Here is a 14,288-nt window from a genome sequence, read left to right on the forward strand (position 1 = left end):
ACCATTCTCATGTTCTTGAATAGCCTTTACAATTTGTGTTTCTGTGAATCGTGTCTTTTTCATATCGCTCATTTAAAGTTAACATTTTTGTCAACTTTTAAATGAGCGAGATTCAGGGGAACTTACATCATTAATAATATTCGCCGGCATGGAAATCATGTTATTTATTGTAGATCCAACTATTTTGCTTCCCGTTTTATTAAAGATATTAAACTTGTTGGCTAATTTGCCAACCATACCACCAAATTTCCCAGTACCATAATCAATTGCAGCGCCGAAACTCGATTCTTTAAGGTAAAATCACTGCCTCCAACAGCTTTGTTGAATTTATCAGCTATTGATGTTTTCCCAAAGTTACCAAGTACAGCATTTGTTGCTTCTGCATCTGGATTAATAATTGATAATGCAAAACTTGAAAGATTAATATTTTTAACATTTTCCAATCCCCAACCAATTTTTGAGTCTGTTCCATTTTGTATATATTGAGAACCAAGATTGTAACTACCACTTATAAGCCTCTCAGAAGCTGTAGCTTCAAAAGCAGCAGTAGTATAAGTTGTGATTGCTACACTAGCTAGATTACAGGGCTAAACAGGCGTATGCTTCGTAAAATACAAAAGCCGCTGAGCAATCAACGGCTTTTTAGAAATAGTCAAACCTAAATCAATCTGTAAATTCATAAATATCTCCCATACCATCGCAAGCCGGAATAAATATCTTACTTGGTAAACCAAATTTTAAGCTGATTTTTTTAGTGAGATTCTTTTTGCAATCTTTATTCTTATTTGTAAAAAAAAGATCGCCCTTATATAATTTAACAGGCAAGTCTAACGCATCGCCTAAAACATACCTTCCAACGTATTGATTATTCCCATTATAAATACATAAATAACCATTGGTACGTTTATTAATACCCCATGTATTTTTTATAGAAATAATTTTATAATTCTTTCCATTAGAAAAAACTTGACCTAAAAAAGTAACATACGTAGCAGTAGAGTCTGTGATAGCTGAATATTGTTTTCCAGCCTTATTTTGTAATAGTGCTTTCTAGCATATTTTATTGTAGTCTTGTCCATATATTCTTAAAAATATACAACACAATAACAGTATAAAGAATGTTTTTTTATTAGTAATCATTTGCTGTAGGTGCTCTTTTTGTTGATTCCATATGTTGTAAACTTTCCAAATAATTAGGAACGCCATTACCATTATAATTTTTCCCTGCCTGAAGCCATCCTTGAAAAGTGAATGTTTGCGTCCCTGTCATAGAATCATAAGTTACGCCCCCTTTAAACCCCTTAGTCAGTAAATCTTTAAGCCCTGCAGTGATAGATAATAACGGCCTTGGCACTGTTCCTTTAGATAACCCATAATTAGCTTTATATGGTTTATAATCTTGAAAATTACTTACCCCATTATTCACTTGCATTATATCATCTTTACCGTTCATTAGTGCATCAGTTCCATAGTGTGTCTCCTGCATCATGAGTTCTTTTACATTAGTTGGCGATACATTTGAAACTTTGGATGTAATTGCAGTAGGTATTTTTACACCTCCGTCCGTAACAAATTGTTGTGAGCCATCGTTTTTAGATTCGTTAAATAAAAATGTTGAGGCTGCAATTTGATAATCGTATTGCTGATATTTTTTTGCGCTTAAACCTTTTTCAATTATCCAATTTCCGTCCTTGTCTTTATTAGTCGTAAGTTTTTCAGTGATAATATCAGGCATTGGTACTTTTTGGAACTCATTCACAAATGGGATAGGTCTACTGGTTGTCGTTGTACCTGCTGATGCAGAAAAATTAAAAGGGGAAACATTATGAACTGCATTGTTCTTCTTATTAACCTCAACATACGTCTCGAACCTTGTACTTGATTGTATTCTTAAGACTTCCTGACCTTGCCTATTAAAATAAACTATATCCCTTCCATCTGGATCTTTCATAATTATAGGATTATTTCCGAATCCATTATAAGGACTAAGTGAAGGATAATTTTTCATTAAAGGATCTAAACTTAGCCAACGCCCTAAACGTGGATCTTCTATCCTCTCTCCAAAATCATAAGCATTTCCCTCGCAATAAATATCTTTGTCCTTCTCCTTACCGTTAAACCCGTAACGGTAAGCAGTATTTGTTTGCATATATTTTCTACTTGGCATGGCCATCCCAAAAGGATGACAGCTTTTTATGAAATTAAAGGGCTAATTCAAAGAACTTAAAATGAAATTTAGGCATTAGAAGACCCTGCTTATATATACTTTGTAGTACACTAAACAAACATTAAGAAGAGTGAAGACTTTTACTTGCCATTTGGCAACCATCTATTCCCCCAATAAAGTCTTTCACCTTTCTGATTGTAAAATATAAAATCGTTAGGCCTTTTAGTTTTGACGTCAAGCCCTATCACTACTAAACAACTTTTATTAATTTCTTCCATAACCTGTGAAGTTTCGTTTTGAACAAAATCTCTATCAGAATTAAAAAACATGATTATGTCTGCAGGATTACCAACTTTAACAGTATCACTATATTTTATAGCTAGATTAACCATTGTAACACTATCCATACATTTTTTAGAAAAATCTGGAATTAATGCATAGTGCGAATACCCTGCAGTTTTACCCTCATAAACTCCTGGTATCGTAAACAAAGTTCTTATCTCTTTTATTTTGCAATCATCTTGCATACTTGAATTTGAATAACTGCAAGATATTTTGGCAATTACTAAAACTGACAAAACTATTAAGGTGATTGATTTGTTCATTTACTAATGTTTTATCTATTGACTCTAATATTCCAATTAAATGGTGCATAGTTTCTGGATGTGGATGGGTAATAGCGTGGCGAATTATGTTGCAGCCAATATAGTGATGATAAAGCTGGAAGTTTTGATTGTGCATCATCTGTTCCTGCACCAAAGTGATCCCAAACCATATATCGTACTTTGACTTGATTTGCTGAAATTTGAGTTATCTGCGCATTCCATTGTTGTGTACCTCCCAAAACTGTATGCATATACCATGTGCCTTTTATATACGGCATACCTAAACTTCTTAGAACCTTATTACCTTCAAAACCTTCCAAAGTTCCTTTACTGTTATAATAAGTCAAAGCTTGTTGCTCAAAAGATTGAGCAAGTTTTGCAAAAGCTTGGTCTTGTCCTAGTATGCGTGCCATGTTTGATGTAGGGTCAAAGGATAATATTTTATTTGCACCTTTTACAAAATTATTTAACAACTGTTGTGCCTCTGCTTGGGAAGCATCATTTTCTAATTTTGTACCTGCAGTAAATGCGGTAGCCAAATCACCGTATCGGATACCTAAATTATTATCATCTACTTTGGGTAATGGCATTGGTGAAAGGCTGGATAAGCGATTGACAGAAACAGGTCTAACTTCCACTTCTGGATGATATGTTTTTGTGTCATCATCATGGCTGCTTGTATTAGCAACATCGCCATTTTGATACATTGTAGAACTTCCTTGGACCCAAGTTCCTTTCTTTGATTTCTTATCAACATTCCAACTCCAATTAAAAAAGTTTTCAGTCCCGTTTTTAGCTGCGACACTACTTTGTCCTTGCTTCATACCAGGTTCTGCAGGTTCAAGCCCGTCTAAATCAATAAATTTAATAGGGCTGTTCCCGGCAAATTGATACGGTGTTAGTTCAGGATATTTCTTTTGCAATGGGTCCACACTCAAAAACCTACCCAACCTATTATCACTTATCCTCATCCCATAATCCTGCCCGCCTTCGCTAATGTCTTTATCATTTTCCTTTCCATTAAAGCCATACCTATACCCACTATTAGTTTGTGTATATTTTCTGCCGGGTAATTGCATACCGAAAGGATAGTAGCCTTCTATGAAAATAAAAGGCTAATTCAAAGAACTTAAAATGAAATTAGTGCATTACAAATGCCTGTTTATCTGTACTTCGGAATGCCGTAAACGAACATCCCGAAGAGCGGGGACCTGCGCTAGTGCTTCATCACTATATTAAAAGTTAGTAAACGAATTATAATATCTACACCAATCTATGCCCTTTTCTTCAAAATATTCAAATTCGCTTTTGTGTAAATCAAGCCATTTAATATAATCAGACTTATTGCCGATAAAAAATGTAATAGTTTCTAAACGTTTAGCACAACTTGTGGATTGTGTATTAAGTGTTAAGCCAAAAATTTTTTTATCCATTCTCAATATTTTATCTTCTTCGCCAATTTGAACAACACTTAATATGTCATTTTCATGTTTAAATATAAATGGACGAGACGTTAGATTTTTATGAATTTTTGCAAGACCATTATCTATTATAAAAGCTTCAGTATTATTATTTAAAGTATCATTATTAATGAAAACGATGCAAGGTCCTATATATTTAGGATTGATTTGAAACTCAATAGATTTTATTTTAGGCTTGCAAAAACAACCTAATAATCCTATAACTAAAAAAAAAATGTTTTTTTTCATGATTTTATGTTAGACATTTTTAGTGTTTATCTTCATATTTATTCCCGTCCCATACATCAATTTTTTCAAAATTGGCATTATATGCACTAGGGCTAAGAACTATTTCATTACCTTTTTTGTCTTTAGAGTATACACCTAAAAAATCACCGTTACTATTAATTGCTACTTTTACATTTTTTTGAGAAAGTATGTTACCCTCACCAGAATTCCAAACACCAGTCCAAGGGTTGCCCCTTGCAATAGAGACGCCTAAAAATATCCCAGTACCTTTTTCATCAAAAATCATTGTTTCTTGAGCTGGAAATACATTTCCAGTAATAGTCGTTGAGATATTTGTAGTATGTTTATTGTCATCAACTTTAATAGTAATATCGAATTGAATGTCAATTTGAGGCCCAAAATTCATTCCATTCTGAGCGCTATACTTACCCCTTAAGGTTGCTTTCCTTTCTTCCTCACTCTTCAAATCAAATGAACTTTCAGTGAGCTCTATATTCTGATTTTTGATTGGCCAAGAATTGCCTAACATATCAATTGTAGCTTGACTTGAGATTTCTTCTAAAGAATACCCGGAACTCATATTTACATTTACTTGCACATGTATTCTAGCTGAGACTTTTTTGAAATCCGCAATTGAAAATTTAGTCCTTCCATCCGCTTTACTCTCAAAATGAGTTGTTTTAAACGAACCTAATGGTGCAAAACTTCTACCAACAATTCTATATTTTTCGAGGCCATCCAAATCGATACAACTGATAACATCATTTTCAGCAAATGCAAATGGTGTTAAATATGGATAGCTTTTCGTCAATGGGTCAACACTTAAAAATTTGCCTATTCTACTATCATAAATACGCATCCCATAATCTTGCCCACCTTCAGTAATACCCTTATCATCCTCTTTTCCATTAAATCCGTATCTATAAGCACTATTAGATTGCGTATATTTTCTACCTACTAGTTGCATCCCGAAAGGATAATAATCACTTGCTGTTACAACATCTGCGGTGTAGTAGTCTATTAAAGAATTATTACTACTGTATTGCAACTTTTTATCGCTAATGGTTACTAACACATTACCTAGATGGTTACTCAACTCAAAGAACTTATTACCCCTTGTAAAGGTAGTAGTTGTACTAGTAATTGCTGTATTTGTTACATCAATATTTACATTATAAATACCAATGCGGCTACTACCATACATATGTAGTTCCGTTTGGGTTAAATTACCTGCCCCAGTGCTGCTATACACACTCATTACATTGCCGCTTGCATCACGCACGTAATAGGTGGCAGTATTGCCTATTGTTTTACTTATTCTATTGCCACTAGCATCATAAGTATAATTAATAACTGTGCCGTTGGCTTTTGTAATAGTTTGTATTTTACCATACACTGTCCAAGTAATATTGTTAATACCTCCCTGCGTATCACTTACCAAGTTTCCAATCGCATCGTAAGCGTAATTATTAGCGGGCTGGGTTTTAATATCAGTATAATCAGTGGGCAATGTCGCAGTGACTGCATCAGTTACTTGTAATAGTTGGTTTGTATTGGGTATGTAATTGTAAGCCAAATTGTCCATTCCTGTAGTCGCAGTCCTGCTATCACCGTGGCGCAAGTAAGTTTTAATATTGCCATTGGGGTCGTAGCTTATACGCTCTTGGTAATCAGTTGTAATGCTAGCATTAAAACTATTATTGCTGGCAAGCCCTGTAAAAGCATCCATGCCAACAATTCGATTTAATTGGTCGTATCGGTAACCGTACAAATAAGCACTACCATTGCTCAACGATGGAATATTCACTAACATGGCTCGAATGTTACCATTGTATAATGAAGCCCCTGTATTAGAGGACTGTAAGCTACTGGCGATTGCTGCAAACGGCGTAATGGTAGTATTTATAGGCTGGTAATCGTTAGTAAAGTAATTCAAACTATAGCCATAGGCATCTCGGGCTTGTTGATGCCAATCATTACGAATTCATTTCAACAATAATTGAACTGCAGTCACAGTATGATGAGCGCATCTAAAATCATTATCAATTTTATAATAAAACCATTGAGTGGACTAATTGCGTTTCCCTATATTCTCTGCTAAATTTAATATGGTTCATATCCCCAAGCTTTAGCCAATATTGGTCATATCGCCTACAAGCATATGGCATGAATTAAAATCAACCTTTTACATGATGGAATCAGAGCTAGTTTTTAGCTGTAATGCAGCTTGCCCTAGGTGACTACATCCCAATATAGCATACATTAGCTATAATACCCTATACCTTACCCTTCATAAACAAACTTACAGCACAACGATAGGGCGTTTGGCCAGGATTGGCCCTTGCAGCAAATTGGGCACACATTACTGGATCCTTTATTGCATCACGAGCAAACACAGATGCTTTTGCAAATAAACTTCGCCCCGCTAATTGCGCAACACTTGGCCGAATGTTTTTCATATTTGGATAAGCGGTTACCACTGTCTTATTACCATACTTTTTATAAACGTATTTTCTACCTACCTGCCCCCTGAGGCCTTTACCAATAATACCTTTTGCTATTGCCATAAGTCATATTTTGTGAACATGAAAGTACAGATATAATGTATATAAAGTGCAGAACAAGCATAAATAATTTAATTTATCCAGTGGTAGCGTATAGGCAAACGCATTAAAATTTCATTGTTCATTATTAATTATTCGTTATTCATTCCCAACCCACCTTTTTTTCTCATCCGCTTTTAGGCTTGTTCCGCAAGGCAAGTCGAAGTACAGATAAAAGGCATCCCTGATGCCATAATCCGAAAGCCCCAAGCAGCTATGAGGCAAAAGTCTACCTCTAAATTCGCCTATTTATTTAGAGGGTCTTTCACTAAAATACTTATGTTAATGTGTTTGCCCTGTAGAAACCCAAGAACCCATCATTGATGTAGATATTGCCACTATAGAAACCAATGGCGGCGGCAGCGCTAGATGCATGATGGCGGTGGTATTTCTTAAAAGGCAAACAAATTTCTAGTGAGATTATCCCCAATAACGTTTGCAAGCGAATAGTGTGTTTATTGTGTAATAAATACAGTTAGATTAGCAGTCTAAATTTGTCATTATGAAGAAATATGTTTTAACAACCTGCATGGCACTCACCATGGCAGCAAGCCAATTGTTGGCACAAGGCGATCCTAAAGCCACAGAAGTTTGGTCACCCGTACCTAAAATTGTTACGCCGGGTAAAACGGCTGCCGATGCACCCTCTGATGCCATTGTACTATTTGATGGTACGAGTTTAGATAAGTGGGTATCTACCAATGATAATACCAAACCTGCAGATTGGGTTGTAAAAAAAGGCATCCTTACCGTAAACAAAAAAGCTGGCAACATACAAACCAAGCAAAGCTTTACCGATTACCAGTTACATCTTGAATGGCGTATTCCTAAAAATATTACTGGCGAAGGGCAATTGCGTGGCAATAGTGGTGTGTTTTTAGCATCAACAGGGGCAGGCGATTTAGGCTATGAAATACAAATTTTAGACTGCTACAACAACACCACCTATGTAAATGGACAAACAGGTAGTGTGTACAAGCAACTTATCCCGCTAGCCAATGCATGTAAGCAACCGGGCGAATGGCAGACTTATGATATTATTTGGACAGCCCCACGTTTCAATACGGATGGTTCTTTAAAATCTCCTGCAAGAGTAACGGTGCTACACAATGGGGTATTACTACAAAACAATGTTGAACTAAAAGGTGCTACTACCTATATTGGTGCACCTGTCTATAAAGCACATGGCGCTTCGCCTATTAAATTACAAGCACATGGCGACCCAAGCGTGCCTATTAGCTTTAAAAATATTTGGGTAAGAGAATTGTAAATGTATCGGTCTCGCAGATTGCACATAATTTAAGCCATTGGGTATTGCTGCAAGAAAAAATTTGACGCAACAAAAAGATAAAGCCAACATAACATCTTGTGTTGGCTTTATTATTTGTAAAGCAATAATATTGCTAACGATTGTCTAGAAAATTATAATAATTAACATATTATGGTAAATAGTTTAGCGGTGTTTTGTGGTAGTAAAACTGGCGCCAATCCTTTGTTTATAAGTGATACGAAGGCTTTGGGGCAAATGATGGCTGCTAGAAATATTAAACTGGTATATGGTGGCGGCAGTGTGGGCTTAATGGGTGCTATTGCAGATAGTGTGATGGAAAATGGGGGTGAAGTAATAGGTGTTATTCCAGAATTGCTATTGGCTTGGGAGCAAGATCATAAAAATATTACAGAGCTAAAAGTAGTGCCAGATATGCATGTGCGCAAGCGCATGATGTATGAACTATGCGATGCCGCTGTTATACTACCAGGTGGCAATGGTACATTAGATGAGCTATTTGAAATGCTCACTTGGAACACGTTGAAAATTCATTCCAAAAAGATATTGCTACTAAATTCTGCTGGCTATTACAATCATTTAATAGCACATATTAATACCATGCAGCAAGCGGGCTTTTTATACGATCATTGGCAAGAACGCCTCATTATATGCGACTCTCCTGAAGCTATTTTTGCTTTTTTGGATGCAGATAAAATGTAAAACCTGCTCTAATAACTGGGATAGCGGTTGTAGTACCTGTTGGGTTACCATAAGCATCTGTGGTTACTTGACGGTAAGGCGAAGAATTGTCTTGACCTAAATCGAGTAAAATAGCTGTATAAAAGCCAGTTTGCCCTACAATGCGTCTGCCATAGCCTAATCCTACTAAAAAGCTAGGTGCTTTTTGGTTAAGATGAAATACAGAACTATTATTGGTATTAGTAAGCCTTGTACTAATGAAGTTGTACTCTGGCTGTACTTGAATAAAAAACTCTTGCAAAGGATAAGCTCTTAAAAAAACACCACCACCAAAATTAAAACTGCGTTGTTTAGTAGTACCAACACCCAAGTAGCCGTAATTATAAGAGTAGTAATTAAGGTTTAGCGATACACCAGCATCTAGCCAACTGCTGAAAGAATAACCAAGTTCTGGTGTAATGCCAATATTAAAATTACTGCCATAGGTGCTACTGCTAAAGCCAAGACCCACGCCACCTCCAATAAATACATGGTCTTTACGAAAATGCATTGGTTCTTCTTCTATAGACAAGCGTTTAGGCTTTTCGTCTTCTTGCGAAAAAGCTGCTAACGCAAATGCAGTACAAAGTATAGAAAGAAATAAGCGCTTCATAATAATAGTTTTGATAGTGGTTGATAATTTTTACAACAAGCAAATAGCGTGGCAAAGAAACATAAAGTTTGCTTGCTTCTACCATCAGTATACTTGTAAAACTAATTTTAACATTATTTCGAATCGAAGATTTTACCCGCGTTTAAAATATTATTGGGGTCAAACACTTTTTTAATGCCTCTCATAATATCTAAATTGGCTTCTTTAAATACAATATCCATGTATTTTTTTTGAATTAAACCAATACCATGTTCGCCACTAATAGTACCGCCAAGGCTATACACCAAATCGAACATCGCACGGAGAATATGGGTCATTTCTTCATTGCCATAACTGTTTGGTATACCTTCTTTGTGAATACGTACATGTAAGTTACCATCCCCTGCATGGCCATAACATACCGCGTGAAAATTATATTGCTTGCCCAATGCTTTGACGCCTCTAATTAAGGCGGGTAATTCAGCACGTGGTACAACGGTATCTTCTTCGATGGTATAACCTACAGATTTTACAGCCTCAGCAGCCCTTCTGCGAAGCTTCCATAGCTCGGCTTTTTGTTGCGCATCGTCTGCAAAAAATACCTCACCACCTTCATAAGTTGCCATAAGTTCGGCTATTTGTTCCATTTCACTCATCAATACATCCATATTGTTGCCATCTACTTCTATAATTAAGTGCGCCGCAATATCTGGCGTTACAGGAACGGCGTGGCTATCTACCATTTTGGCTACAATTTGCAACGCATCAATCTCTATCAATTCTAAAGCGCTAGGGGTGAAGCCTGCTCTAAAAATGGCGCTTACAGCTTCGCTAGCTTTTTCTAAATCTACAAATGGTACCAGCATTAATAAATCGTACTTAGGCAGTGGAATTAACTTTAATACAATTTTAGTAACAATGCCCAATGTACCCTCGCTACCTACCATTAGTTGTGTCAGGTTGTAACCAGTTGAGTTTTTAAGCACGTTAGCACCAGTCCAAATAATATCGCCTGTTGGTAATACCACTTCTAAGTTTAACACATAATCTTTAACTACACCATATTTTACAGCTTTCGGGCCACCACTGTTTTCGGCAATATTGCCACCAATAAAGCAACTGCCTTTGCTGCTTGGGTCTGGCGGGTAAAACAAGCCTTTCGCTTTTACAGCATCTTGCAATACCTCGGTAATAACGCCTGGCTCGGTGGTTACTTGTAGGTTTCTTTCGTCTATTTGAATGATTTTATTTAAGCGTTCAGTGCTTAATAATACACCACCCAAATGTGGTAATGCACCCCCGCTTAAACCCGTGCCAGCACCACGAGGGGTAACAGGAATAAGGTGCAGGTTGCACAAGCGCATAATAGCTGCAACTTCTTCAGTAGTGGCTGGTTTTACAATCACTTCTGGTAGATATAATAATTTTTCAGTTTCGTCGTGGCCGTAGTGTTGCAAGTTTTCTTGGTCGGCTAAAATATATTGCGCACCAACAATTTGCTGTAAGGCTTCAAAAATCTCTGTCGTAATTAATCCGCTAGTTGCAGTTGCTTCCATGTAAAAAATTTTCGCAAAAGTAATGGTTGCGTCGTAAGCATCATAGATTAGCCATAAGAATGATGAATGATAAACGACAAATCATTGTTCTTCTAAAAACAAGATGGGCTTATCTCTGTGTATCAAACACCATATACTCATCCATCAATCTTTAAAACAAAGTATTTTAGATACATGATACTAATGTATAAATAGTAACACAATAAAAATCTTAGAACCTAATTTAAGCAAAAAATTTACAACACATTAATTAGTATAAAAATCATGCATAAAATAGAAAGTTACACACCAAAAAGGTATAATTATAGAGAATATATCAAATGTATTTAAAGCCAGTAAAAGCCCACGCTAAGCCCACCTTAAAGCTAGTCTCAAGTATAAAAGAAGCACCATTCCTTCGTTCATCCTTCGTAGGTAAGGTATGGATAAAGCATAGATACAGTACAGATAAAGTATAGATAATGTATAGATAAAGTAAAGATGCCATATTTATTAGCGCTTAGTAACCCTTATTTATTATAAAAATACCATAAGCATTAATGTAACATTATGGCTAAACCCTAGCGACATTGCCTATCCCAGTACCAACTAAGTATCACTATGGATTGTACAATGCGCTATAAAACGTATCAGTAAAATGGTATAGTGGTGCTGCAGTAACCTCAAAATAAAAAGAGCCACTTCAACTATTGAAGCAGCTCTTTTCTTAATATCAATGGTGCATTATTTCTTCAAAGATGCAATATCTATTACAAAACGGTAACGAACATCACCTTTTAACATGCGCTCGTAGCTTTCATTAATTTTATCAATATCAATAATTTCTACATCGCTAACGATATTGTGCTCGGCACAAAAATCTAGCATTTCTTGGGTTTCTTTAATACCGCCAATTAGCGAACCAATGATGCTTCTACGTTTAGCAATAAGGTTAAACGCAGGTACTTGTGATGGTGAAGGTGGCACACCTACTACAATCATGGTACCATTAGTACGTAATAAATTAAGGTAAGTATTGTAATCGTGTGGTGCAGAAACAGTATTTAAGATAAAATCGAAACTGTTTTGTAAGCCTTTCATGGTTTCCGCATCGCTGGTAAGTGCAAAGTGGTGTGCACCCAATCTTTCAGCATCAGCTGCTTTAGATGGTGAAGAACTCAACATGGTAACTTCTGCGCCAAAAGCCACGGCAAATTTTACCGCCATGTGGCCTAAACCACCAAGACCTAGAACAGCCACTTTATGCCCTTTGGTTACACCTACGTGGCGCAAAGGCGAATAAGTAGTAATACCTGCACACAATAAAGGTGCAACACCAGAAAGTGGTAATTTATCAGACACATGAAGTGTATAATTTTCATCAACAACAATGCTTGTGCTATAGCCACCGTAAGTTGGAGCGCCTGTCAATCTTTCACGGCCATTATAAGTACCTACCATACCTTCATCGCAATATTGTTCGATACCATCTTTACAGTTTTGGCAAGTGCGGCAAGAATCAACGAAACAGCCCACACCAGCTAAATCGCCTACTTTAAATTTAGTAACATGGCTACCCACTTGTGTAATGCGACCTACAATTTCGTGGCCTGGTACCATTGGGAAAATAGACCCACCCCATTCGTCACGAATTTGGTGTAGATCCGAATGGCAAACGCCACAGTATAAAATTTCTATTTGTACATCGTGAGCACCTGTGTCGCGTCTTTCGAAACTAAATGGTGCAAGCGGCGTAGTAGCAGATTGTGCTGCATATCCTTTTGTTGCTGTCATAATGAATTATATTAATGATTGTTTGAACAACAAAATAACAGCAGCATAGTTTAATAAGGGTGAGTTAATAAGGTAAAGCCCAATAAAATTTCTAATTACGAAAGGTAGCCACTCGTTTTGGGTAATTAGATATTTAAAAATGCTGGTTTGAAGGTTTACTATTTCAGTATTTGTTAACTTAATTAGCGAGTTGATAATATTTTATATAGTTATAATAAAAATATTCGAGCGATGCAATTCGCAAAAATTAAGCATCACTTTTAAATTTTAGTGTATTTTAGCCATCTTCACCAACTGCCCGCACTATGCTAAAAAAAGAAAGACAAGCGTATATAATACAGCAAATTAATATCCACAATAAAGTATTGTCTAGCGATTTAAGCATTCAAATGAATGTAAGTGAAGACACAATAAGAAGAGATTTACAAGAATTAGACGAGGAAGGTAAGTTAACGAAAGTGCATGGTGGCGCTTTGTCGAAGTCTTTTCATTTTACCATACAAAACAACGATATCTATTCGCTACCTGAAAAAAAAGCTATTGCACATAAGGCTGTTCAGTTAATTAAAGATGGTATGTTTATCGTACTTAGTGGTGGAACAACTATTAGAGAGCTTGTAAAAGCTTTACCCCAAGATTTAAGCGCCACTTTTATCACCCCGAGTGTGCCTACTGCTTTAGAGCTCTTAAACCATCCCAACATTGATGTCATTTTTATCGGCAACAAGCTGTTAAAATCAGCGCAAATGAGTGTGGGTGCTGAAGCCGTATTGCGATTAAAAGATATTAAAGCAGATTATTGTTTTCTTGGCACCAACAGTATTGATGCGAAAGAAGGCATTACCGATCTTGAATGGGAAGTGATAGAAGTAAAAAAAGCGATGATTGCATGTGCTAACAAAACAGTATCGCTAGCTATTTCTGAGAAATTAAATTCCGTTCAACGCTTAAAAGTGTGTGATATAACCGTTATTGATACGCTGATTACCGAGTTGGCGCCGGATAGTATTGCACTAAACGATTATAGAACTGTGGGATTAGACATCTTATAGAAAACGCAAAAGACATTAATTTTTAGAAAAAGCTGCATTTTTATGCAGCTTTTTAATTTTTTCTTATTTTGTTAAAAAATGTTAAGAGCGGTGTGGTTTGTGTGAATTTTTATTTGTAACTATGTACTATTGTTATGAATAAATTGTTATGATTTCCGCAGATTATTTTTCACAAGAAAAAAATGATGCGATTTTTTGCAAGTTTTCTATTCATTCTTTTCAA

At 36.1% G+C, this 14,288-nt stretch carries 13 protein-coding genes and 1 pseudogene; 4 read left to right on the plus strand and 10 right to left on the minus strand.

From position 1 onward, the window contains the following. Nucleotides 1-221: 221 nt before the first annotated feature. The 7 genes from ACFOW1_RS00005 to ACFOW1_RS00035 form a co-directional block, all read right to left on the minus strand. Nucleotides 222-443, minus strand: a complete 222-nt coding sequence (locus ACFOW1_RS00005; RefSeq protein WP_379011309.1) for a hypothetical protein — start codon at nt 441-443, stop codon at nt 222-224. Nucleotides 444-1,129: 686 nt separating this feature from the next. Beyond that, a complete protein-coding gene (locus ACFOW1_RS00010) occupies nt 1,130-2,173 on the minus strand; it encodes an RHS repeat-associated core domain-containing protein (RefSeq protein WP_379011310.1) in 1,044 nt (347 codons plus the stop codon). A gap of 134 nt (nt 2,174-2,307) precedes the next feature. Continuing rightward, a complete protein-coding gene (locus ACFOW1_RS00015; RefSeq protein WP_379011311.1) occupies nt 2,308-2,772 on the minus strand; it encodes a hypothetical protein in 465 nt (154 codons plus the stop codon). Between the two features lie 11 nt (nt 2,773-2,783). Continuing rightward, on the minus strand, nt 2,784-3,881 hold the full coding sequence (locus ACFOW1_RS00020) for an RHS repeat domain-containing protein (protein WP_379011460.1): 1,098 nt from the start codon (nt 3,879-3,881) through the stop codon (nt 2,784-2,786). A gap of 126 nt (nt 3,882-4,007) precedes the next feature. Then, the gene (locus ACFOW1_RS00025; RefSeq protein WP_379011314.1) at nt 4,008-4,481 is read right to left on the minus strand and encodes a hypothetical protein; all 474 of its coding nucleotides are present in this window, start codon (nt 4,479-4,481) and stop codon (nt 4,008-4,010) included. A gap of 19 nt (nt 4,482-4,500) precedes the next feature. Further along, nucleotides 4,501-6,417: an RHS repeat domain-containing protein gene (locus tag ACFOW1_RS00030; RefSeq protein WP_379011315.1), complete on the minus strand. Its 1,917-nt coding sequence runs from the start codon at nt 6,415-6,417 to the stop codon at nt 4,501-4,503. 340 nt (nt 6,418-6,757) lie between these two features. Further along, nucleotides 6,758-7,048 (minus strand): hypothetical protein, encoded by a 291-nt coding sequence (locus tag ACFOW1_RS00035; protein ID WP_379011316.1) that lies wholly within the window; start codon nt 7,046-7,048, stop codon nt 6,758-6,760. A gap of 349 nt (nt 7,049-7,397) precedes the next feature. Here ACFOW1_RS00035 and ACFOW1_RS00040 point away from each other — a divergent pair. From ACFOW1_RS00040 to ACFOW1_RS00050, 3 genes and pseudogenes are all read left to right on the plus strand, one after another. After that, nucleotides 7,398-7,499: pseudogene (locus ACFOW1_RS00040) on the plus strand (arginine deiminase-related protein); the annotation flags it as partial. 87 nt (nt 7,500-7,586) lie between these two features. Continuing rightward, the gene (locus ACFOW1_RS00045; protein WP_379011318.1) at nt 7,587-8,354 is read left to right on the plus strand and encodes a 3-keto-disaccharide hydrolase; all 768 of its coding nucleotides are present in this window, start codon (nt 7,587-7,589) and stop codon (nt 8,352-8,354) included. 171 nt (nt 8,355-8,525) lie between these two features. Then, a complete protein-coding gene (locus ACFOW1_RS00050; RefSeq protein ID WP_379011319.1) occupies nt 8,526-9,074 on the plus strand; it encodes an LOG family protein in 549 nt (182 codons plus the stop codon). Here ACFOW1_RS00050 and ACFOW1_RS00055 read toward each other — a convergent pair. The 3 genes from ACFOW1_RS00055 to ACFOW1_RS00065 form a co-directional block, all read right to left on the minus strand. Further along, nucleotides 9,040-9,705: a hypothetical protein gene (locus ACFOW1_RS00055; RefSeq protein ID WP_379011321.1), complete on the minus strand. Its 666-nt coding sequence runs from the start codon at nt 9,703-9,705 to the stop codon at nt 9,040-9,042. The genes ACFOW1_RS00050 and ACFOW1_RS00055 overlap by 35 nt on opposite strands. A 113-nt stretch (nt 9,706-9,818) precedes the next feature. After that, nucleotides 9,819-11,240 carry an FAD-binding oxidoreductase gene (locus ACFOW1_RS00060; protein WP_379011323.1) on the minus strand — a complete coding sequence of 474 codons (1,422 nt, stop codon included), beginning with the start codon at nt 11,238-11,240 and terminating at the stop codon, nt 9,819-9,821. Nucleotides 11,241-11,963: 723 nt separating this feature from the next. Further along, nucleotides 11,964-13,013 carry an NAD(P)-dependent alcohol dehydrogenase gene (locus ACFOW1_RS00065; protein ID WP_379011324.1) on the minus strand — a complete coding sequence of 350 codons (1,050 nt, stop codon included), beginning with the start codon at nt 13,011-13,013 and terminating at the stop codon, nt 11,964-11,966. Between the two features lie 305 nt (nt 13,014-13,318). Between ACFOW1_RS00065 and ACFOW1_RS00070 the strand changes: the two genes are divergently transcribed. Continuing rightward, nucleotides 13,319-14,065 carry a DeoR/GlpR family DNA-binding transcription regulator gene (locus ACFOW1_RS00070; protein WP_379011325.1) on the plus strand — a complete coding sequence of 249 codons (747 nt, stop codon included), beginning with the start codon at nt 13,319-13,321 and terminating at the stop codon, nt 14,063-14,065. The last annotated feature ends 223 nt before the right edge of the window (nt 14,066-14,288 follow it).

Origin of the sequence: Parasediminibacterium paludis, assembly GCF_042651445.1 — a bacterium.
GTDB classification, from domain to species: Bacteria; Bacteroidota; Bacteroidia; order Chitinophagales; family Chitinophagaceae; genus Parasediminibacterium; species Parasediminibacterium paludis.

Bases quoted from the DNA above. Each gene is read 5' to 3' on its own strand.
- ACFOW1_RS00010 (WP_379011310.1), bottom strand. From the start codon at position 2,173: ATGGCCATGCCAAGTAGAAAATATATGCAAACAAATACTGCTTACCGT.
- ACFOW1_RS00015 (WP_379011311.1), bottom strand. From the start codon at position 2,772: ATGAACAAATCAATCACCTTAATAGTTTTGTCAGTTTTAGTAATTGCC.
- ACFOW1_RS00025 (WP_379011314.1), bottom strand. From the start codon at position 4,481: ATGAAAAAAAACATTTTTTTTTTAGTTATAGGATTATTAGGTTGTTTT.
- ACFOW1_RS00035 (WP_379011316.1), bottom strand. From the start codon at position 7,048: ATGGCAATAGCAAAAGGTATTATTGGTAAAGGCCTCAGGGGGCAGGTA.
- ACFOW1_RS00045 (WP_379011318.1), top strand. From the start codon at position 7,587: ATGAAGAAATATGTTTTAACAACCTGCATGGCACTCACCATGGCAGCA.
- ACFOW1_RS00050 (WP_379011319.1), top strand. From the start codon at position 8,526: ATGGTAAATAGTTTAGCGGTGTTTTGTGGTAGTAAAACTGGCGCCAAT.
- ACFOW1_RS00055 (WP_379011321.1), bottom strand. From the start codon at position 9,705: ATGAAGCGCTTATTTCTTTCTATACTTTGTACTGCATTTGCGTTAGCA.
- ACFOW1_RS00060 (WP_379011323.1), bottom strand. From the start codon at position 11,240: ATGGAAGCAACTGCAACTAGCGGATTAATTACGACAGAGATTTTTGAA.
- ACFOW1_RS00065 (WP_379011324.1), bottom strand. From the start codon at position 13,013: ATGACAGCAACAAAAGGATATGCAGCACAATCTGCTACTACGCCGCTT.
- ACFOW1_RS00070 (WP_379011325.1), top strand. From the start codon at position 13,319: ATGCTAAAAAAAGAAAGACAAGCGTATATAATACAGCAAATTAATATC.